The organism is Sphingomonas sp., from assembly GCF_017304615.1.
Taxonomy (GTDB): Bacteria; Pseudomonadota; Alphaproteobacteria; order Sphingomonadales; family Sphingomonadaceae; genus Sphingomonas.
This window is the reverse complement of record NZ_JAFKLZ010000006.1, coordinates 15,450-35,246: the sequence shown is the minus strand read 5'-3', so window position 1 is coordinate 35,246 and position 19,797 is coordinate 15,450. Positions and strand designations below refer to the sequence as shown.

General features: G+C 66.7%; 21 protein-coding genes. 11 read left to right on the top strand and 10 right to left on the bottom strand.

Annotated features, from left to right (window positions below):
- Positions 1-3: 3 nt before the first annotated feature.
- A complete protein-coding gene (gene hrcA, locus J0J06_RS16755) occupies positions 4-1,047 on the bottom strand; it encodes a heat-inducible transcriptional repressor HrcA (RefSeq protein WP_294043853.1) in 1,044 nt (347 codons plus the stop codon).
- Between the two features lie 162 nt (positions 1,048-1,209).
- On the opposite strand from hrcA, the gene J0J06_RS16750 reads away from it, so the two are divergent.
- From J0J06_RS16750 to hemW, 4 genes are all read left to right on the top strand, one after another.
- Positions 1,210-1,971 (top strand): PEPxxWA-CTERM sorting domain-containing protein, encoded by a 762-nt coding sequence (locus tag J0J06_RS16750; RefSeq protein ID WP_294043852.1) that lies wholly within the window; start codon positions 1,210-1,212, stop codon positions 1,969-1,971.
- A 142-nt stretch (positions 1,972-2,113) separates the two neighbouring features.
- Positions 2,114-2,827, top strand: a complete 714-nt coding sequence (gene rph, locus J0J06_RS16745) for a ribonuclease PH (RefSeq protein ID WP_294043851.1) — start codon at positions 2,114-2,116, stop codon at positions 2,825-2,827.
- Positions 2,824-3,459, top strand: a complete 636-nt coding sequence (rdgB, locus tag J0J06_RS16740) for an RdgB/HAM1 family non-canonical purine NTP pyrophosphatase (RefSeq protein ID WP_294043850.1) — start codon at positions 2,824-2,826, stop codon at positions 3,457-3,459. Before rph ends, rdgB begins: the two co-directional genes overlap by 4 nt.
- Before the next feature lie 8 nt (positions 3,460-3,467).
- A complete protein-coding gene (gene hemW / locus J0J06_RS16735; protein WP_294043849.1) occupies positions 3,468-4,631 on the top strand; it encodes a radical SAM family heme chaperone HemW in 1,164 nt (387 codons plus the stop codon).
- Here hemW and J0J06_RS16730 read toward each other — a convergent pair.
- The gene (locus tag J0J06_RS16730) at positions 4,628-5,812 is read right to left on the bottom strand and encodes a penicillin-binding protein activator (protein ID WP_294043848.1); all 1,185 of its coding nucleotides are present in this window, start codon (positions 5,810-5,812) and stop codon (positions 4,628-4,630) included. The genes hemW and J0J06_RS16730 overlap by 4 nt on opposite strands.
- 13 nt (positions 5,813-5,825) lie before the next feature.
- Between J0J06_RS16730 and rsmI the strand changes: the two genes are divergently transcribed.
- From rsmI to J0J06_RS16710, 4 genes are read left to right on the top strand one after another with little or no spacing between them, the layout of a single operon-like run.
- On the top strand, positions 5,826-6,659 hold the full coding sequence (gene rsmI, locus J0J06_RS16725; protein ID WP_294043847.1) for a 16S rRNA (cytidine(1402)-2'-O)-methyltransferase: 834 nt from the start codon (positions 5,826-5,828) through the stop codon (positions 6,657-6,659).
- Complete coding sequence (locus J0J06_RS16720) at positions 6,656-7,009, top strand: YraN family protein (protein WP_294043846.1); 354 nt, start codon at positions 6,656-6,658, stop codon at positions 7,007-7,009. Before rsmI ends, J0J06_RS16720 begins: the two co-directional genes overlap by 4 nt.
- A 43-nt stretch (positions 7,010-7,052) precedes the next feature.
- A complete protein-coding gene (gene gshB / locus J0J06_RS16715) occupies positions 7,053-8,009 on the top strand; it encodes a glutathione synthase (RefSeq protein WP_294043845.1) in 957 nt (318 codons plus the stop codon).
- 30 nt (positions 8,010-8,039) lie between these two features.
- Positions 8,040-8,639 (top strand): DedA family protein, encoded by a 600-nt coding sequence (locus J0J06_RS16710; protein WP_294043844.1) that lies wholly within the window; start codon positions 8,040-8,042, stop codon positions 8,637-8,639.
- Here J0J06_RS16710 and J0J06_RS16705 read toward each other — a convergent pair.
- Positions 8,636-9,520, bottom strand: a complete 885-nt coding sequence (locus tag J0J06_RS16705) for a tyrosine recombinase XerC (protein ID WP_294043843.1) — start codon at positions 9,518-9,520, stop codon at positions 8,636-8,638. The genes J0J06_RS16710 and J0J06_RS16705 overlap by 4 nt on opposite strands.
- Positions 9,517-9,960: a hypothetical protein gene (locus J0J06_RS16700; RefSeq protein ID WP_294043842.1), complete on the bottom strand. Its 444-nt coding sequence runs from the start codon at positions 9,958-9,960 to the stop codon at positions 9,517-9,519. Before J0J06_RS16700 ends, J0J06_RS16705 begins: the two co-directional genes overlap by 4 nt.
- Before the next feature lie 41 nt (positions 9,961-10,001).
- Between J0J06_RS16700 and J0J06_RS16695 the strand changes: the two genes are divergently transcribed.
- From J0J06_RS16695 to J0J06_RS16685, 3 genes are read left to right on the top strand one after another with little or no spacing between them, the layout of a single operon-like run.
- A complete protein-coding gene (locus J0J06_RS16695; RefSeq protein ID WP_294043868.1) occupies positions 10,002-12,170 on the top strand; it encodes a primosomal protein N' in 2,169 nt (722 codons plus the stop codon).
- 44 nt (positions 12,171-12,214) lie between these two features.
- Positions 12,215-13,792: a hypothetical protein gene (locus J0J06_RS16690; RefSeq protein ID WP_294043841.1), complete on the top strand. Its 1,578-nt coding sequence runs from the start codon at positions 12,215-12,217 to the stop codon at positions 13,790-13,792.
- 19 nt (positions 13,793-13,811) lie between these two features.
- A complete protein-coding gene (locus J0J06_RS16685) occupies positions 13,812-15,377 on the top strand; it encodes a serine protease (RefSeq protein WP_366931242.1) in 1,566 nt (521 codons plus the stop codon).
- Here J0J06_RS16685 and J0J06_RS16680 read toward each other — a convergent pair.
- The 6 genes from J0J06_RS16680 to J0J06_RS16655 are packed head-to-tail and all read right to left on the bottom strand — an operon-like array spanning position 15,353 to position 19,680.
- Complete coding sequence (locus tag J0J06_RS16680; protein ID WP_294043840.1) at positions 15,353-16,252, bottom strand: type II CAAX endopeptidase family protein; 900 nt, start codon at positions 16,250-16,252, stop codon at positions 15,353-15,355. The two genes, J0J06_RS16685 and J0J06_RS16680, sit on opposite strands and share 25 nt — an antisense overlap.
- 35 nt (positions 16,253-16,287) lie before the next feature.
- Positions 16,288-16,755, bottom strand: a complete 468-nt coding sequence (locus tag J0J06_RS16675; protein ID WP_294043839.1) for a DUF1203 domain-containing protein — start codon at positions 16,753-16,755, stop codon at positions 16,288-16,290.
- Entirely contained in the window at positions 16,755-17,789 is a 1,035-nt protein-coding gene (gene ada, locus J0J06_RS16670; RefSeq protein WP_294043838.1) for a bifunctional DNA-binding transcriptional regulator/O6-methylguanine-DNA methyltransferase Ada, read from the bottom strand. Before ada ends, J0J06_RS16675 begins: the two co-directional genes overlap by 1 nt.
- Positions 17,790-17,838: 49 nt before the next feature.
- Positions 17,839-18,366, bottom strand: a complete 528-nt coding sequence (locus tag J0J06_RS16665; protein ID WP_294043837.1) for a GNAT family N-acetyltransferase — start codon at positions 18,364-18,366, stop codon at positions 17,839-17,841.
- Complete coding sequence (locus J0J06_RS16660) at positions 18,363-18,794, bottom strand: hypothetical protein (protein ID WP_294043836.1); 432 nt, start codon at positions 18,792-18,794, stop codon at positions 18,363-18,365. Before J0J06_RS16660 ends, J0J06_RS16665 begins: the two co-directional genes overlap by 4 nt.
- A 43-nt stretch (positions 18,795-18,837) precedes the next feature.
- Positions 18,838-19,680, bottom strand: coding sequence for a hypothetical protein (locus J0J06_RS16655; RefSeq protein WP_294043835.1), 843 nt, complete (start codon positions 19,678-19,680; stop codon positions 18,838-18,840).
- Between the last annotated feature and the right edge of the window lie 117 nt (positions 19,681-19,797).

The following is a 19,797-nucleotide window of genomic DNA, read 5'->3' as shown; positions in this document are numbered from 1 at the left end:
CTCTCAACCGATCAGACGGGAGAGGGTCGCGGCGGTGAAATCCACCATGGGCACGACGCGCGCATAGTTCAACCGTGTCGGGCCGATCACGCCCACCACGCCGACCACGCGTCCATCGATTCCACGGAACGGGCGCGCAATGACCGACGAGCCGGACAGCGCGAACAATTTGTTTTCCGCGCCGATGAAGATGCGAGTCGAATCGCCGGTCCGCGCGCTGTCGAGCAGGGTCGCGATCTCCTGCTTGCCCTCCAGATCGTCGAGCAAGTCGCGGACGCGCTCCAGATCCTCGACCGCGGCGGCGTCGATCAGGCGACCTTGCCCGCGTACGATCAGCACCGGGCGGCGGTCGCCATCCTCACTCCACACCGCGATGCCTTGTTCGACAAGGGCGGCGGCGGCGGCGTCGAGCGCCGCGCGGTCGGCGGCGAGTTGGCGCTCCAGCCGCGCTCGCGCTTCGGCCAGCGTCAGACCGGACAAAGTGGCGCTCATGTAATTGCCGGCCTCGACCAGCACCGACGGTGCCGTGCCCGGCGCAAGGTCGACTACCCGATTCTCGACTTGGCCGTCATCGCCGACGATCACCGCCAGTGCGCGCTCCGGCGACAGTGGCACGAAGCTGATCGATCGCAGCACCAGTTCGGCCTTCGGCACCAGCACGAGGCCTGCGCAGGCGGATAGGCCGGACAGCGCCGCGGTGGTCGCCGCCAGCGCTTCCTCGACCGGCCCGGCGCGCACCGCACGCTCCTCGATCGCGGCGCGTTCCTCCGCCGACGGCTCGGCGACGCGCATCATGCCATCGACGAACAGCCGCAATCCTATGTCGGTCGGCAACCGGCCCGCCGACGTATGCGGTGCGACGAGGAGTCCCAGCGATTCGAGATCGTGCATGACGGTGCGGATCGACGCCGGCGACAATTGGAATGCCCCCGCACTCGCCAGCGTGCGCGACCCCACCGGCTGGCCCGTCTCCAGATACCCCTCCACCACCGCGCGAAAGACATCGCGGGCGCGATCGCTGAGTTCGGAGATCGGCGGAATCGACATGACGAACGCTATATGGGGCAGGCACCGCCCCGGCTCAATATTAACCACATAAGTCCAATGATGAGACAATTAACCAAAGTAATTATTCTAGAATCCCCAAATCCTGTCGATTAATGAACTGTTCATCATTTGACGACTTTGAAATTATTAAGGGGAAGACCGATGAATAAGGTGATGGCTATCGCTGCGGCGGCAGGGATGATGTTTGCGGCTTCGACCGCATCGGCGCAGGCGGTGAAGGTCACCAACGTCGCCTTCACGCCCGGTTCGGTGACCGGGTCGGTTCATTCTTCGCTATTGAACGGCGATGTCGGCGTCGGTCAGTTCGAGTTCAAGGGCAACTATGTCAGCAACAACGCGCCCTTCGACATCCTGACCTATTGCATCGATCTGGCGCATTCGGTGTCGCTCGGGAACGTCAACTACACCAATTACACGATCATTCCGATCTCCTCCTATGCCGGCATGACGACCGCCAAGTCGAACGCGCTCAACGCGCTGCTGACCAACACGACTCAGCTGCTCGGCGCCGCGACCGGCCAGAACGCGATCAACATCTCCGCCGCGACGCAGATGGCGGTTTGGGAAATCATGTTCGAAACGCAGTCCGCCTGGTCGGTGACCAATTCGTCGAGCGCGTTCTACATGACGACGCCGGGCGGCAGCTCGCAGGCGAACCTGACCGCGCTGACCTCGGCGGAATCACTTGCGAACACCTACCTCAGCAACGTCAAGAACAACGTCTGGACGGTGAACAACGGCTACGACCTGAAGGTTCTCTATTCGCCGACGAACCAGAGCCAAGTGTTCGTGACCCCGTCGGTCCCCGAACCGGCGACCTGGGGCATGCTGGTGATCGGCTTCGGCCTCGTCGGCGGTGCGCTTCGCACCCGCCGCCGCTCGGGAGTTATCGCAGCCGCGTAATTGCTGCACTCGACGGGCTAGGGGGCTTGCCCGTCGCAAGGGCCGTTCCGGCAACGCCGGAGCGGCCCTCTGTTTTTGTGCCGCAGGGGTGACACCATGCGCCGCGCCGGGTAGGGCGCAGCGCTTATCCAAGGAGACCTCCATGCGCCCCAGCGGCCGTGCGCCCGACCAGATGCGCGCCATCACCATCGAACCCCATTTCACCAAGCATGCGGAAGGGTCGGTGCTCGTCGGGTTCGGCGATACCAAGGTGCTGGTGACGGCCTCCGTTGAGGATCGCCTGCCGCCCTGGCTGCGCGGCAAGGGTCAGGGCTGGGTCACCGCCGAATACGGCATGCTCCCGCGCGCGACGCACACGCGTGGCAATCGCGAGGCGGCGCGCGGCAAGCAATCGGGCCGCACGCAGGAAATCCAGCGGCTGATCGGACGGAGCTTGCGCGCCGTGACCGATCTCAAGTTGCTCGGCGAGCATCAAATCACCCTCGACTGTGACGTCATCCAGGCCGACGGCGGCACGCGGACCGCGTCGATTTCGGGCGCGTGGGTTGCGCTTCGGCTGGCGGTCAACGGCCTACTGAAGGACGGCAAGATCGCCGCGGACCCGCTCACGCAGAAGGTCGCCGCGGTCAGCTGCGGCATCTATCAAGGCACGCCGGTTCTCGACCTCGATTATGACGAGGATTCGAACGCCGACGCCGACGCAAATTTCGTGCTGCTCGAAAACGGCCATATTGCCGAGGCGCAGGCGACTGCCGAACATGCGACCTATGACGAGGAAGCGCTGTTGCGGCTGCTGCGTTTGGCGCGGATCGGCTGCAACGAGATATTTGCGGCGCAAGCGAAGGCGATTGCATGAGCGGCGAAGGCGACGCCCCCCAGGAAATCCGCAAGCTCGCCCCCGGCAAGCTGGTCATCGCCAGCCATAACGAGGGCAAGGTCAGGGAAATCCGGGCGCTGATCGCCCCGTACGGCATCGAGCCGATCTCGGCCAAGGCGCTCGACTTGCCCGAGCCGGTCGAGAACGGCACCAGCTTCGTCGCCAATGCCGAGATCAAGGCGCGATCGGCGGCCGATCTGTCGGGCCTGGTGGCGCTCGCCGACGATAGCGGGCTGTGCGTCGACGCGCTGGACGGCGCGCCCGGCATCTTCACCGCCGACTGGGCGGAGACTCCGGACGGGCGCGACTGGATGCTCGGCATGCGCAAGGTCGAGCAGGCGGTGGCGGCCAAGGGTCCCGACATGCCCCGCGACGCGCATTTCGTCTGCGCCCTCGCCCTCGCCTGGCCCGACGGCCATGTCGAATGGTTCGAAGGCCGCGTCGACGGTCAGCTCGTCTGGCCGCCTCGCGGCGAAAACGGCTTCGGCTACGACCCCATGTTCCTCCCCGACGGCCACGACCGCACGTTCGGCGAGATGGAGCCCGACGAAAAGACCCCGCTAACTCACCGCGCGGACGCCTTCCGGCAATTGGTGGCGGCGGTTCTCTGACAGTCCCATTGCCCGACGAACAAACGCCCCTTGCGCTCTACGTCCACTGGCCGTTTTGCGTGTCGAAATGCCCGTATTGCGACTTCAACAGCCATGTCCGCGAGTCGGTCGATCAAGCGGCATGGCGCGACGCAATGCTCGCCGACCTTGCGCATGAGGCGGACGCGCTCCCTGGGCGGACACTCGGGTCGATCTTCTTCGGCGGCGGCACGCCGTCGCTGATGCCGCCCGCAACGGTCGCGGCGGTGCTCAATGCGGCGGAGAAAGCGTGGGGCTTCGCGCCGGACATCGAGATCACGCTCGAGGCCAATCCCTCGTCGGTCGAGGCGGCGCGGTTCGCCGACCTCGCGGAGTGCGGGGTCAACCGCGTCAGTTTGGGGCTGCAAGCGCTGAACGATGAGGCGCTCGCGTTTCTCGGCCGCGCGCATGACGTGGCTGAAGGGCTTTGCGCGCTCGATGTCGCGCAACGCGTGTTCGACCGAGTCAGCTTCGACTTGATCTACGCGCGACCGGACCAGTCTATCGGCGACTGGCACGCCGAACTGACTCGCGCGCTATCGTTCGGAACCGAGCATCTCTCGCTCTATCAGCTCACCGTCGAAGCCGGCACGCGCTTCGCCACCGAGGAGCGCGAGGGCCGCCTTGCGCTCCCCGATCCCGACCGCGCCGCCGACCTGTTCGCGCTGACTCGCGAAACCACCGCGCGCGCCGGCCTGCCCGCGTACGAAATATCCAACCATGCCCGGCCCGGCGCGGAGAGCCGCCACAACCTGACCTATTGGCGCTACGGCGACTATGCGGGGATCGGTCCAGGGGCGCACGGGCGGCGCGGCGGTTTCGCGACGCAGCGGCGGCGGAAGCCCGAAAACTGGATCGATGCCGTGACGCGCAATGGCCACGGCATCGAGATCGAGGATCGCCTGACCCCCGCCGAACGCGCGACCGAGGCGATGCTGATGGGACTGCGGCTCGCCGAGGGGATCGACCTCGCGCGCATCGCGACCCTCGGCGAGCGGCCGATCGACCGGCTGATCGATATGCCCAAGGTCGCGATGCTTGCGGATCAGGGTCTCGTCACCCTCGACGGCACGCGATTGCGCGCCACCGACGCCGGGATGCCGGTGCTCAACGCGATCCTCGGCGAAATCGTCGACGTTCGGGAGGCGATCTAGAAGCTCGAAGGCGCAGGCGACACCGTCACCGTCGTGCCCCCACGCACTTCCTGCACCTCCAGCGCGCGTTCCGCGACGCCGTTGCTGCCGAACCGGAACGCGCCGTCGATCCCCGCGAATCCGCCCGAATCGCGCAGGCGGCTTTCCGGGAACGGCCGCCCGACCGGCCAGTCGCGCGCAATACGGATCGTCAACAGCACCGAATCGTATCCCATGCTCGACAGGCGATACGGCCCGGCTCCGAACCGCGCGCGATATTTGACGGCATATTGGCGATAGAGGGCGTCGCTGACGCTGGCGAACCACGCCCCGTTGAGCGCCGGACGTCCGCCGATCGCGGTGTCGTTGTTCCAGCGCTCCGTGCCCAGCACGCGCGCACCGGTCTGGCCGCCCTTGCGCATCAGCGGCACGATGCCCGCCGCCGCCGCCGCGTCATCGACGATCAGTACTGCGCCAACCGGCCCAGATTTGCCGAGCCGCGCCGCGGCCGCCGTGATCGACGCGACCGAGCGGTCATAGGGCTGGAGCGAGATGACCTGGCCCTTGTTGTCCTCGACGGCGCGCAGGAACGAGGTCGAGGCGCGTTGGCCGTAAATGCCGTTGGCGACCAGCCCGCCATAGGTCGTGATCCCCTGGCTCCGCGCATATTCCACGACGCGCTCGATCGACTGGCCGGGCGAATAGCCCATCAGATACGCGCCCGATCCGGCGATGCTGGAGTCGTTGGAAAAACTGATCACGGTCACGCCGGCGCGCTTCGCGATCGGCAGCACCGCGCGAACATCCTCCGCGAGCAACGGCCCGAGAATCAGCCGCGCGCCCTCGTCGATCGCCTTCTGCGCCGCCGCCGCCGCGCCAAGCGCGGTGTCGTAGGTGGTGATGCGCAGAACCGAATTGTTGGTGTCGAGCAAGGCAAGCTGGGTGGCATTCGCGATGCTGCGCCCGACCGCGCCGTTCGCACCGGTCAGCGGCACCAGCAGAGCGACCATGTGATGGTCGCTGTCGGTCGGCAGGCCGGCCACCACCGCCGGCTCGGGCGGCGGCGCGACGACTGCGGGCCCCGGCGGCGGCGCTGTCCTGGGCACGACCGTCGAACAGGCTGACACGAATATCGCGACGGCCAGCATCGCGACGCGCCGCAGCCCCAACAAGCGTTGCTCTTTGGATGCACCCTCTGCCATGACCTGTTCCCTGATGACTGATACGCTTTTGCCCGGTCTCTACATCGTCGCGACCCCGATCGGCAATCTCGGCGACTTGTCGCCGCGCGCCGCACACGTCCTGTCGCATGCCGCGGCGATTGCCGTGGAGGATACGCGCGTCACTGCCGGATTGTTGCGACATATCGGCGTCAAGCGTCCGATGATCGCCTATCACGACCACAATGCGGACCGCGTCCGGCCCGGATTGATCGCGCGACTCGGGCGAGAGGCGATCGCGTTGGTCAGCGACGCGGGAACGCCGCTGATTTCCGATCCGGGCTACAAGCTGGTCCGCGATGCCCGCGCTGCGGGTCATGCGGTGGTGACGATCCCCGGCCCGTGCGCGGCGGTCGCGGCGCTCACCTTGGCGGGACTGCCCACCGATCGCTTCCTGTTCGTCGGCTTCCTGCCGTCCAAGGCGGGCGCGCGCGCCGATTCGATCGCGGAGATCGCCGGGATTCGCGCGACTCTGGTGTTCTACGAATCGGGTCCACGCCTCGCTGCGACGCTGGCGGCGCTGGCCGAAGGGCTGGGCGACCGTGAGGCGGCAGTGACGCGCGAGATCACCAAGAAGTTCGAGGAGGCCGTGACCGGCACGCTGTCGAGCCTCGCCGCACGTTACGCCGAGGCGGGAGCGCCCAAGGGGGAGATCGTCGTCGTCGTCGCTCCGCCCGGGGAACCGGCAGCCGCGACCGCCGAGGACGCCGACGCCGCGCTCGCCGAAGCGCTGACTCGCCTCCCCGCGTCGAAGGCGGCGGGCGAAGTCGCCAAGCGCCTCAATCTCGACCGCAAGGCCCTCTATGCCCGCGCGCTGGAGATGAAGTGAGGGACCGCAAGGCCGCCGAAGCATCGGGTCGGCGCGGCGAGCGGATCGCAGCCTGGTGGTTGCGACTGAAGGGCTGGCGCATCCTCGACCGCCGCGTCCGCACGCCCGCTGGCGAAGTCGACCTCGTCGCCCGAAAAGGCAACCTGATCGCCTTCGTCGAGGTCAAGACGCGCGCGACCGACGCCGAACTCGACTTCGCCATCGACGAACGCCGCCTGTCGCGCGTCGCGGCCGCCGCCGAAGTGCTGATGCCGCGCTACGCAGGGCCGGGCGACGACATCCGCGTCGACGTGATCCTCATTGCCCCCGGCGCGGTGCCTCGCCATATCGAAAACGCCTGGATGGGGTGACTTAGTTGAATAAGTCACCTAGGACGGGTTGCAAGGAGTAACCATGCCGCTGACCGTCGCCGTCCAGATGGACCCACTGGAATCGATCAATATCGCGGGCGATTCGACCTTTGCGCTGATGCTGTCGGCGCAAGCGCGCGGGCACCAGCTGTTCCACTACACCGCCGACGCACTCAACTATGCCGACGGCCGCGTCTGGGCGAAGGCGCATCCGGTCACCGTCGAGCGTAACGCGGCCCAGCATTTCGCGTTCGGCGATCCGGTCAACCTGGACCTCGGCGACGAGGCGGATGTCGTGCTGATGCGCCAGGACCCGCCGTTCGATCTCGGCTACATCACTGCGACGCATCTGCTCGAACGCATCGCGCACAAGACGCTCGTCGTGAACGACCCGGCCAGCGTCCGCAACGCGCCCGAAAAGGTGTTCGTGCTCGACTTCGCCCAGTTCATGCCGCCCACGCTGGTAACGCGCAGCCTGGAGGAGGCGAAGGCATTCCTGCACGAACATGGCGAGATCGTCGTCAAGCCGATCCATGGCAATGGCGGCAAGGCGGTGTTCAAGGTCGACCACGCCGGCACCAATCTCTCCGCGCTGATCGAAGTCTTCAACATGACTTGGCGCGAGCCGCACATGCTTCAGGCATTCCTGCCGGGCGTGGCGAGCGGCGACAAGCGCATCGTCCTGGTCGATGGCGAGGTGGCGGGCGCGATCAACCGCATCCCCGGTGAGGGCGAGTTCCGGTCCAACCTGGCGGTCGGCGGATCGGCCGCAAAGACCGAACTGACGGCGAAGGAGCGCGAAATCTGCGCGGCACTCGGCCCTGAACTCAAGAAGCGCGGACTGCTGTTCGTCGGGATCGACGTGATCGGCGGCGAATGGTTGACCGAGATCAACGTCACCTCGCCTACCGGCATCGTCGCGATCGAGCGGCTCGACGGGATCGACGTCGCCGCGATGATCTGGGACGCGATCGAGGCGAAAGTGTCCGCCCATGCTTGAGCCCTTTGGCCGTAAACGGCGTCGCGACGGATGACCCAATGGTTCCTCGATGGCCTCGAACAATGGGGCTATCTCGCCATCTTCGTCTGGATGGCGCTCGAAAACATCATCCCGCCGATCCCGTCGGAAGTCATCATGGGCTTCGCCGGGATCGCGGTCGCGCACGGCAAGCTCGATTTCTGGGGCGTGATGGCCGCGGGCACGGTCGGCTCAACGGCGGGCAATTATTTCTGGTACTGGGTCGGGCGCTATGTCCCCCTGCAGAAGCTCAAGCCCTTCGTGGAGCGCAACGGACGCTGGCTGACGGTCGAATGGAGCGATGTCGAGCGGATCGACAATTTCTTCTTCCGGCACGGCCAATGGCTGATCTTCGTCATGCGCTTCATGCCGTTCGGGCGGTCGATCATCTCGCTGCCCGCCGGAATTTCGAACATGCCGCGCTGGAAGTTCATCGTCTGGACGCTGGCGGGGACTTTCATCTGGAACCTGTTCCTGACCGGCGCCGGCTATTGGCTCGGCCACAATTTCCGCGAGGCGGAGGCGTGGACGGGTCCGGCGGCGGTCGCGATCTGCGCGGCGATCCTGATCTGGTATCTCTACCGTGTCGCGACGTGGAAACCACGGGGCTAGGCCCGCGGGTGCGCGTTCCGGTACACATCCAGCAGATGCGCGGCATCGACCGCCGTATAGATCTGGGTCGAGCTCAAGCTGGCATGGCCCAGCAGTTCCTGTAGCTGACGCAAGTCCGCGCCGCGCCCCAGGAGATGCGTCGCGAAGCTGTGACGCAGCGCGTGCGGCGTCGTGCGATCGGCCAGCCCAAGCCGCGTCCGTGCCGCCTGCACCGATCGGCGCACGACACCCGCCGATAGCGGCCCGCCCTTCGCCCCGCGAAACAACGGCTCGGTGCGCGCCACGCCCCATGGCGAACTCGCGACATAAGCGTCGATCGCCTCGCGCACTTGCGGCAGGATCGGCACGATCCGCGTCTTGTCGCGCTTGCCGGTGACCGCCATCGTCTCCCCGAGCGGCAGCACGCTGCCGGTCAGCCCCACCGCCTCGCCGATTCGCAATCCCGCGCCATAAAGCAGCAGCAACACCGCCCAGTCACGCGCGCCGATCCACGGCTCGGCGGCGTCGTCCGCCACTTCCTCCGCCAGTGCGACCGCGTCGGCGGGGGAGATTGGGCGCGGCACGCCCTTCTTGACGCGCGGCCCCTTGATGCGCGGCGAGGCGTCCGCGCCCCCCGCCCATCGAAGGAACGTCCTGACCGCAGACAATTCGCGCGCGGCCGACGCATTACCCAGCCCCTCGCCGCGCCGCTTCGCCAGATACGCGCGCAGGTCCGCCGCACTCACCCGACCCAACGCCGCCGCATCGACCGCCTCGCCCCAATGCTCGCCCAGGAACGCGATCAGCCGCACCGCCGTCGCTTCATAAGCGCGCACGGTATGCGCCGACCGCCGCCGGTCGCGCGCCAGATGCTTGCCAAACTCGAGCGGTAGCGCCGTCACGGTCGCCGCCGCCGCTGCTTCGCGGAGATCGACTTGATGATCAGCCGCTCCTGACCCGCTGGATCGATCGGCCGCGACGCGCCCGCTGCCGCCGCGTCGAGCAATGCCCACAAGGCCGGATCGTCGAGCCGATCGCCGGTCAATTTGACGTGGCGCATCGTGCCGCCGCCGCCCTCCAGCAATCCAGCCGGATCCGACAGATCCTGACCGCCGACCAGGAACAGGCTCACCCAGCGCGGATAGAGCGCCACCGAACAGACAGCCGCTCGCGCCTTGTCGTCGGGTCCGAACGCGATCGCGAGCGCATTGTAATTGTCGTAGACCAACCGCGTCGCGCCCGGCAGCCGCTCGCCCACCGCCGCCAGGGCGCGCCGCGCCTGCGCTGCGACCTCGGGCGTGAAGCGGTCGATGAACTCGTCGAGTTGCTGTTGCGGTGTCATTGGGGTGCCCTTGCGGCGATTCCTATATTAGTCGGATGGCAATGTCCCGCGCCCGCGTCCTCGTCATGAATTCAGCGCTCGGCCCGCTCGATTACCGCGTGCCCCATGGCATGGAGGTCGAGCCGGGGTCGCTGGTCGTCGCGCCGCTGGGGCCGCGCCAGTTGCTCGGCGTTGTATGGGAGCCCGAGCGGATGCCCAGCGACGCCGAGGTCGGCGACAATAGGCTGCGCAACCTAATGGGCGTCCTCCCCGTCCCGCCGCTGACCGAAGCTATGCGACGGCTGATCGAGTGGACGTCGGATTACTACTTGGCCGCGCCCGCCTCGGTCGCGCGGATGGCGCTGCCGTCGACATCGGCGCTGGAGGGCGCACGAACCGTCACCGAATATCGCGCGACCGGCAATGTACCCGACCGCATGACCCCGCAACGCGAACAGGCGCTCGAGCGGATCGGCGATCGCCAGGGCCTGGTCCGCGAACTCGCGACGATCGCCGACGTATCCGACGGAGTCATTCGAGGGCTGGTCAAGGCGGGCGCGATCGAGCCGGTCGAAGTCGATATCGACAGCCCCTTCCCGCTGCCAGACCCCGATCACGCGGCCCCGGTGCTGTCGGCAGAGCAACAGGCGGCTGCGGACGCGCTGGTCGCCGGGGTCGAGGCGCACGCGTTCCAGCCCACCCTGCTCGACGGCGTTACCGGGTCGGGCAAGACTGAAGTCTATTTCGAGGCGATCGCAGCCGCAATCCGCGCCGGTCGCCAGACGCTCGTCCTCCTTCCCGAAATCGCGCTGACCGAGCCGTTCCTCCAGCGGTTCACCGCCCGGTTCGGCTGTGAACCGGTCGCGTGGCATTCAGGCCTGCGTCAGTCGCAGCGCCGCCGGGCGTGGCGCGCGATCGCCACCGGCCAGGCGCTCGTCACCGTCGGCGCGCGCTCGGCATTGTTCCTGCCCTATTCGAACCTCGGCCTGATCGTCGTCGATGAGGCGCACGAAACCAGCTTCAAGCAGGAGGAGGGCGTCCATTACCACGCGCGCGACGTCGCGGTGATGCGCGGCAAGTTCGAGGGCGTGCCGGTGATTCTCGCCACCGCCACTCCCGCGATCGAGACGCGTCAGCAGGTCGAGATCGGCAACTATGCCGAACTCAAGCTGCCCGGCCGCTACGGCGCGGCGGAAATGCCCGCGATCGAGGCGATCGACCTGCTCCGCGATCCGCCGGAGCGTGGCCGCTGGATCGCGCCGACGCTGATCACCGCGATCGACGATACGCTCGCGCGGGGCGAACAGGCGCTCCTCTTCCTTAATCGCCGCGGCTACGCCCCGCTAACCCTCTGCCGGGCCTGCGGGCATCGCTTCCAATGTCCCAATTGCACCGCGTGGATGGTTGAGCACCGCCTTGTCCGCCGCCTGTCGTGCCACCATTGCGGACACATCATGCCGACCCCGCACGCCTGCCCCGAATGCAAGGCGGAGGACAGCCTCGTCGCGTGCGGCCCGGGGGTCGAGCGTATCGCGGATGAGGCCGCCTTACTTTGGCCCGAGGCGAAGACCGCGATCGTCACGAGTGACACGATCTGGTCGCCCGCCAAGGCCGCCGAGTTCGTCCACCGCATGGAAGCCGGCGACATCGACATCGTCATCGGCACGCAATTGGTGACCAAGGGCTATCACTTCCCCAATCTGACGCTCGTCGGGGTGATCGACGCCGATCTGGGGCTGGGCGGCGGCGATCTTCGGGCGGCGGAGCGCACGTTCCAGCAAATCATGCAAGTCGCCGGCCGCGCCGGGCGCGGTGAGAAGCCCGGCCATGTCTATATCCAGACCCACGACCCGTCTCACCCGGTGATGGCGGCGCTGATTTCCGGCGACGTGGAGGCCTTCACCGCCGCCGAAACCGACGAGCGGCGCCAGGCGGGCGCCCCGCCGTTCGGCCGCTACGCCGCGATCGTCGTTTCCTCGGAAGACCAATCCGCCGCGCACGAAATCGCGCAACTCGTCGGCCGCACCGCGCCGAAGGTGGATGGCATGGAAGTCTATGGCCCCGCCCCCGCCCCGCTCGCGATGCTACGCGGCAGGCACCGCTACCGCCTGCTCGTCCACGCCCGCCGCGCTCTGGATGTGCAAGACGTCATCCGCGACTGGCTCAGCAAGCTCGACTGGCCCGCGAAAGTGCGGGTCGTCGTCGACATCGATCCCTATAGCTTTGTCTGAAATCGGCGATAAGGTCGCGGGAAAACATAGTCTTTGGGGGGCAAATGATCCGCAAGCTACTTCTCTCCGCCGCAACGCTCTCCATGGTTCCGGCATCGGCCAACGCAACCTGGTATCGCGCCACCTCGGACCACTTCGTGGTTTACGACAACGACAGCGCCGAGAAGGTGAAGGCATTCACCGAAAAGCTCGAACGCTTCGACAAGGCGATGAGCGTCTGGCATGTCACACCGGAGCTCAAGCGTGGCCCTGCATCGCGTGTCACCATTTTCGTGGTGGACGGAATCGGCGACATCCAGCGCCTGTCGAGCCCCGGGGTTGCGGGCTTCTATAACCCGCAAGCCAGCGGATCGGTGGCCTTCACCCCGCGCAGCGATGGCGGTGGCGAACTTTCGTCACAGGCGATCCTGTTCCACGAATATGCCCACCACTGGATGTTCCTGCACTGGGCCGACGCGGGATTTCCCTATTGGTTTGTCGAAGGGTTCGCAGAGCTGCACGCCACGGCGATCGTCGATCCCGACCAAAGCTACACGTTCGGCGCGCCGCCAATCTATCGGAGATGGACGGTCGGCAATTCCGGCCTGATGCCCGCCGATGACCTCTTGAAGGCGATGCCGTCCGACCGACTGACAGGCGGTAGTCGCGACGCAGTCTACAGCCGAGGGTGGCTGCTGGTTCACTATCTCACGTTCGACGCCGAACGGCGCAAGGATCTGGCCCAGTATATCGGTGCGATCAACGGGGGCACGCCCGTCAAGGAAGCGGCGCGCATCATCGGCAACCCCAACACGCTCGACGCCAAGATGGATGTCTGGGCAAAACAGCGGAAATACCCGTCGGCGCGGTTTACTGCGGCAGAATTGCCGATTGGTACCGTCACCCTGACGCCGCTGGCGGCCGGTGCGGCCGCGATCATGCCGGCACTGATCGAGTCGAAGGCTGGCGTTTCCAAGAAGGATGCCGCCAACGTCGTCGCCATGGCGCGTCGCCTCGCCGCCCCCTATCCCAACGACGCCGACGCACAGAACGAACTCGCAGAAGCCGAGTTCGACGTCGCGTCCGTGCTGTACAAGGAGGAGGATGCCAAGGCCCTTGCCGGCTTCGCGCTGGCCGAAGCGGCGGCCGATCGCGCGATCGCCGCCGACCCGAAATCGATCCACGCTCTGATCTATAAGGGGCTCGCCCAGGCGGAGATCGCGGCGCGCAACAAGGTGACCGACCCCGCAAAGTGGCAAGCGATCCGGCGATGGTTCCTGATGGCGAACAAGATCGACACCGAGGATCCGGCGCCGCTCTACGAATATTACAAGAGTTTCGAAAAAGCTGGCCAGAAGCCGAATGCCAACGCCGACAAGGCGCTGATCTACGCCTATGCACTGGCGCCGTATGACAGTGAGCTGCGACTCGTCGCGGCGCGGGTGTTCCTGCGTCAGGACAACGTCAAATACGCCAGGGTCGCACTCGCGCCGGTGGCATATTCGGCCGAAGACCGAAAGGTTTCGACCAAGGCGCAAAAAGCCCTGGCAGCCATCGAGGCAAAGGATATCCCCGGCGCGATCACGATGCTCGAAGCCAAAGACGATGACGATAAGAAGGGCGACAAGGGCAAGGGCTCCTGAGCGCGCAAACCCCTGTCGCTTGTCGCGCGAATCTGCCATGGCGCGCCGGATGATCGGGTTCCGGCGACTGATGATGGCGGCGCTGCTCGCGCTGGGCGGTGTAATGTTCGCGGCACCCGTCGCTGCCGATGACGTCGCCGCGACTTCACGCAGCGTCGTGCGCGTTGTCACGATCGCGATCGTCGATCAGGAAGTGGTCGGGTTCGGGCATGGCTCCGGCTTTGCGGTCGCGCCCAACCGGATCGTCACCAACGCGCATGTCGTGGCGCTGGCGCAGCAATATCCCGATAATGTCGTGATCGGCGTGGTGCCGTCCGAAGGCAGCAAGTCGTATCAGGGGCGTGTCATCGCGATCGACAGCAAGCGCGACCTTGCGCTGATCGAGATCGTCGGGGCGAAAATCCCCCCGGCGACGCTTTACGCCGGGTCGCTCGATGACAGCACGGGACTCGTCTCGCTCGGCTATCCGGGCAATGTCGATCTCGCCAGCGCGCAGTCTGCCGCCGACTACATCAAGCCGTTGGCGCCGGTGCGCTCCGAAGGATCGCTGTCGGCGGCGCGGACGGTCGATGGCGTCAACGTGCTGCTCCACACCGCCAGCATCTCGCGTGGCAATTCAGGCGGGCCGGTGCTCGACCGTTGCGGCCGCGTGCTCGGGGTCAACTCCGCGATCACCAAGGGCCAGGAGGGTGACGCCAATTTCGCCTTCGCGATCAGCGAGGCCGAACTCGCGGCATTCCTCGAGCAGGCGAAGCAGCCGTTCGGCGCGGTTACCAATCCGTGCATGAGCCTGGAAGCGCGCGTCAGCGCCGACCAGGCCGCCGACCGCGCCGCGGCGGAGGCTGCCGACGCGACGCGACGTGACACCGCGGCGAAGGCCGAACTCGCGCGCGAACAGGCGGCGGAACAGGCCCGGGTCGACGCCGAGCGGCGCAGCGAAAATGTCATCGCGATCGCCGCGTTACTGCTCGTGCTCGGTGCGCTCACGGTGGGCGGCGGCGGCTTGCTGTTCCAGCGGGGCAAGCAGCGCGAGGCGATCTGGGCGGCGTCGGGCGGCGGAGTGCTGATGCTCGCCGCGATCATTACCTTCGTCCTGCGCCCCGGCGAAAAGCCGATCCAGGCCAAGGGCGGCTTCGAGGTGCCTGTCGCCTCAACCAGCCCGACCCCCGCAGCACTTCCGCTCGGCAAGATGGTCTGCAAGTTCGTTCCCGACCGCAGCCGAGTCACGGTATCGACCGGCTCGGACGTCAGCCTCAACTGGGGTCAGGACGGTTGCATGAACGATCGCACGCAATATGCCGACGACGACGGCAAGTGGGTCCGCGTGCTGGTACCTGGCGACGAACAGACCGTGTCGGTCGTCGAATTCGATCCAAAGACGCGCGATTATGTCAACTATCGCTATTTCCTGAGCGCGGACCAGATGGACGCCGCGCGCAAGATCCGCTCACAGATTCCGCTCAAGCAATGTTCGGCGGATGCGCAGGCGCGCGCGCAACTCGGCACGCAACAGCAATCGATCCGCGCGGCACTGCCGACGAATTACAGCGAAAAGCTGGTCTATTCCTGCGCGCCCGCCAACTGACGATCCCGGACCCAACTGGGCGAGACGAACTTGCCCCGCCGCCAGGCGATGACGAGGAATATGACGCCGAGCGCGGTGGCCACCACCATGGCCGGCAATGAAGCTTCCGGCCCGAACGCGCCCCCGGTGACGAGGTCCGATCCGCCGATCCATGGCCGGAGCAAGCCGTCGATGGTCAGTCCCGACACAGGCGTCCCATAAATCCCGCCTTCGGCGAAGTTCCATGCGGCGTGCAGACCGATCGCGACCCATAGCCGCCGCGTAATCATGTAAACGGCGGCGAGCATGATCCCCGCCTCGAACGCGATCCCCACCGCCGCGATCCAGGTCGCGCCCGGATTGCCCAGATGCCCCATGCCGAAGAACGCCGCCGACAAGGCGAGCGCCGCCCAGCTTCCCAGCCACCGTTCGAACAGCCGGAAGAACAGGCCGCGGATCGCGATCTCCTCACTGAACCCCGGAAAGATCCCGGTCGCCAGCGCCAGCGGCAACACTTCCGCGCCGCGCGTGCCGACGATGCGATAGCTGCCCAGTACCGCCATGACGCCAACCACGACACTCAGCACCGCCACGCCGATCGCGACCCCGACCGCCAGCTCCTTGAGCGCCGGCGCAAATGCGAACTCGTCGACCGGCCGCCGCTCGACGTACCGGACGAACAACCAATAAGCCCCGAAGAAAATGCCCGCGCCGATCACCGCGCTCAGGATCGTGCCGGCGCCGCTGGTCTCGGCATGAAGCAACCGTCCGACCGCGCTGCTCAACAGGGCACACACGAAAATGATCGGCACCGACAGCCCCAGCAGCGACATCGGGTGATGAACGACGCGCCAGAGCCGGCTGCCCGGCGGCGTATTGGGTTCGGTCGGCGGCATGTCGTTCCTCCTTGCGGAGAAGCCTAGTGAGCGTGCTAGTCCCTGTCGATGCGTGCCGCGAAACAGCCCGGCCTGGCGTTGTAAGCGTGGAGATAGGCGACCGCTGGATCGGCCAGCCACGGTTCGATCAGCGCATCGAGTTCGGTCCCGTCGATCACGTCGGCCTTGATCAACATCCCGTCCTCGTCGAACGCCCGCAATGCGAGCAGGCGGCCCGACAATTGCGCCGGGACGGCGTCCCGATACTCCGCCGCCTCGCGCGCACCCTCGCGGACATAGATCGCGTAGGAACCGCGATACGGTCCGTCGACCGGCAGGTGTTCGTGGTTGAGCAGTATCAGAGTTTCCCCAGGCTCGGCATCCTCCAGCGTTACACGGCAGGGAAAGCCCGGCTTGGCGTCGGCGCGCCGGCGGACGGCGCGATGCTCGGCGAGCGCGGCATCGCTCAGCCCGAACAGGTGCGCGAACGGCGCGGGGTCAAGCCCGCGGATCACGTAGCTCATCACTTCGATCCTTCGCGAGTCAGCAACGCCACCTTGCGGTCGACGCCATAGGCATAGCCGCCGATCGACCCGTCGCTGCGTTGCGCGCGGTGGCAGGGGACGATGACCGCGACATGGTTCTTCCCGCACGCGGTCCCAGCCGCGCGCACGGCCTTTGGATTGCCCGCGGCGGCGGCGAGTTCGGCGTAGCTGCGCGTTTCGCCCGGCGGGATGTCGCGCAACGCTTGCCACACCGCCTCCTGGAAAGCGGTGCCCTGGACGTCGAGCGGCAAGTGCAGATCGCGGTCGGGCGATTCGACGCTTTCGACCACGCGCGCGGCCAGGGTCGCCAACGACGCGCCGCCCTGCACGATCTCCGCCTCGGGAAAATGTCGCGCCAGGCTGAGCGCATCCTCATCGAACGCGACGCGGCACAGCCCTTTGTCGGTCGCCGCGATCAGCAACTTGCCCAGGCTGGTGTCGGCGATCGTCCAGCGCACCGTCACGCCCGCGCCGCCCTTGCGCCACGCGCTCGGCGTCATGCCCAACCGCCGCGCGCCACCTTCGTAGAAGCGGCTCGGCGCCGAATAACCCGCTTCGTAGATCGCGCCGGTCACGCTCTCCTCGCTCCGCAACGCTTCCGCCACGCGCGTCGCGCGGAGGCCACGCGCATAGGCGGCCGGCGTCACCCCGGTCGCGCGCTTGAACAGCCGGTGGAAATGGTGCGGCGCATAGCCGACCCGCGACGCGAGTTCCTCCAGCGGGATCGCCTCCTCCGCCGCTTCGATCAGCGCGACCGCCTTCGCGACGGCGATTCGGTCACGCCCGACCTCGTCGGGTTTGCATCGCAAGCAGGCCCGATAGCCAGCCGCACGCGCCGCCGCGCCGTCGCGATGGAACGAGACATGCTCGCGCCTGGGGTGGCGCGCGGGGCAACTCGGTTTGCAGTAGATGCCCGTGGTGCTCACCGCGACGACGAAACGCCCATCATAAGCGCGATCACGGCGTTCGAAGGCAGTCCAGGCGGCGTCGGTATCGATCGGATCGTGTGCCATGAGCGCTATCTATGCCCGCGCGACGCGGCCCGCGTCCCGGCGGTTGCGGTCAAAGCGGCCGGTCGATCGCGTAGATGACATGGACGACCGGCTTGCCCGCCATCACGGCGCGGTGTTCGCGCGGGGTCAGATAGCCGCCGATCTTCTCCAACGCCTTGCGCGAACGGATATTGGCCGCGCCAACGAGGAAGATGACGCGCTCGACCGAACGAAAGGCGTGGCCGAGCATCAGCGCCTTCATCTCGCCATTGTACCGTCCGCCCCAACGGCTGCGCGCAAGGAAGGTCCAGCCGATCTCGACCTCGCCCGGCTCGGCGCGCCCCAAATCGTAGCGCGAGCTGCCGATCACCTCGCCCGTTGCGCGATCGGTAGCGACCAGCATCCCGCCCGACGCCAGCCCGTCTTCGAAGAATTTGCGGAACACCGGCTTCTGCCAGCGGTCATGCGCCGGGTGGATTTCCCAGATCAGTGGATCGCTCGCCACCGAAAACAACGCCTCGAAATCGTCGGCCGTGGCCGGACGCAGTTCGACCAGGTCACCGATCAGGTTCGGCTGACGGTCGAGCGGCCCGCTCACAACACCATCAGCACCAGCGGCACCACGACCCCCGCCGCCAGTATCGCCCCGGCCTTACGCCGCATCGATCGCGTGCCTAGCGCCACCGCCAGACCAATCAGCGTCGTGACGAACAGCCCGATCGCCGTCAGCATGGCGAAGATCTTGAGCGGCACGAACGGCTCGTCATCGTGATCGTCGCGTCGCGGCGGGCTGGCGGCGGGAGCCGATGCAGGTTGCGGCTGGACCTTGCGCGGCTTGGGCGGGGCCTGATGCTTGTGGATACCCGCGCTCCAGGACACCCAGGCCGGCGGCGGCGGGTTGCGCTGGTCTTGCCAGCCGATCACCTGAATCAGGCCGGTAAAGGCGAAGAACAGGATGGAGGGCGCAAGGAAGACGCCGACATACAGGTGCCAGCGGCGCAGCGACATTAGCGTGGATGGTTTCATACGCCGATGCTTATGACCACGTCATGCCGACTGGCAAGCACGGTCACTTCGCCTTGGCGGCCTTGATACTCTTCGAAATGACGATCTCCGCCAACCGCGCGCCGGGAATCAGGATGCCCGCCGCCTCGACTCCTGCGTTGATCAGGAATTCGGCGTCGACCGCGCGGCCCAGGAATTGTTCGAACGTGCTGCCGCCGACCTTGGTCTCGCCGGTCACGCCGTCGAATTCCACCACGGCCTCCTTGCCCTGCCAGCGATAGCGGAACGCATAGACCGGCCGGTAATAGAGATCGATGTGGTGGATCGAGAGTCTTTCCTCGAGCACACGGTCGGCGGTGATCCGCTCGATCGAATTCGCCAGCACGTCACGGACCAGCATCGACGCCTTGGCCTGGGGCGGGACGACCACGGCTCCGTCGGCCGCGGTCCGGGCCAGGATCTCGGCGTCGATCAGCGTCGAACTGTGCCCGAGGTAAAGTGCCGCGCCCGGCTCGGCCTGTCCACTGATCGCGTCGTAATAAGCCGCGCGATGCACTTCGTCGTGGCACCGCTCGGTCCCGCTGATGATGAACGCGCCGGTATCCACCGCGTGCGTCTTTCCGTCAGCCTCGACTTGAATCACGTTGGAGTCGACCGGTACGCGATAGTCCTTGGCGCGCTCATAGGTCATCGTCGTAGTGCAGGCGATGTGGTAGAATGGTTGCAGCCGCCGCTCGCGATAGACGGTCTCGAAATCCTCGTCCTTGGGCCGTGACAGGAAACTGCCGATCTTCGCCATTGTCCCGAACGCGTCGGTTCGCCGGGTCCACGCCCGCCCCTCCGCCAGGTCCATGCTGAACCGGTCGGCGAGCAACAACATTCGTTCCTGTGCGAGTTCGACGTCCATCCGATACCCCCGTGACGGCGAATGCTATCGACACCGCGGAACGCGCGGGGTCAAGCGGGTTGCATCCCCCGCCCCCCTTTGCTAGTCGCGCGCCAACCCATCCGAGGGCGCCTCAGG

Coding starts and splice junctions, on each gene's coding strand:
- gshB (WP_294043845.1), top strand. CDS start 7,053: ATGCCGCTGACCGTCGCCGTCCAGATGGACCCACTGGAATCGATCAAT.
- J0J06_RS16750 (WP_294043852.1), top strand. CDS start 1,210: ATGAATAAGGTGATGGCTATCGCTGCGGCGGCAGGGATGATGTTTGCG.
- rdgB (WP_294043850.1), top strand. CDS start 2,824: ATGAGCGGCGAAGGCGACGCCCCCCAGGAAATCCGCAAGCTCGCCCCC.
- rsmI (WP_294043847.1), top strand. CDS start 5,826: ATGACTGATACGCTTTTGCCCGGTCTCTACATCGTCGCGACCCCGATC.
- J0J06_RS16690 (WP_294043841.1), top strand. CDS start 12,215: ATGATCCGCAAGCTACTTCTCTCCGCCGCAACGCTCTCCATGGTTCCG.
- hrcA (WP_294043853.1), bottom strand. CDS start 1,047: ATGTCGATTCCGCCGATCTCCGAACTCAGCGATCGCGCCCGCGATGTC.
- J0J06_RS16695 (WP_294043868.1), top strand. CDS start 10,002: ATGTCCCGCGCCCGCGTCCTCGTCATGAATTCAGCGCTCGGCCCGCTC.
- J0J06_RS16680 (WP_294043840.1), bottom strand. CDS start 16,252: ATGCCGCCGACCGAACCCAATACGCCGCCGGGCAGCCGGCTCTGGCGC.
- rph (WP_294043851.1), top strand. CDS start 2,114: ATGCGCCCCAGCGGCCGTGCGCCCGACCAGATGCGCGCCATCACCATC.
- J0J06_RS16675 (WP_294043839.1), bottom strand. CDS start 16,755: ATGAGCTACGTGATCCGCGGGCTTGACCCCGCGCCGTTCGCGCACCTG.
- J0J06_RS16655 (WP_294043835.1), bottom strand. CDS start 19,680: ATGGACGTCGAACTCGCACAGGAACGAATGTTGTTGCTCGCCGACCGG.
- ada (WP_294043838.1), bottom strand. CDS start 17,789: ATGGCACACGATCCGATCGATACCGACGCCGCCTGGACTGCCTTCGAA.
- J0J06_RS16730 (WP_294043848.1), bottom strand. CDS start 5,812: ATGGCAGAGGGTGCATCCAAAGAGCAACGCTTGTTGGGGCTGCGGCGC.
- J0J06_RS16700 (WP_294043842.1), bottom strand. CDS start 9,960: ATGACACCGCAACAGCAACTCGACGAGTTCATCGACCGCTTCACGCCC.
- J0J06_RS16660 (WP_294043836.1), bottom strand. CDS start 18,794: ATGAAACCATCCACGCTAATGTCGCTGCGCCGCTGGCACCTGTATGTC.
- J0J06_RS16710 (WP_294043844.1), top strand. CDS start 8,040: ATGACCCAATGGTTCCTCGATGGCCTCGAACAATGGGGCTATCTCGCC.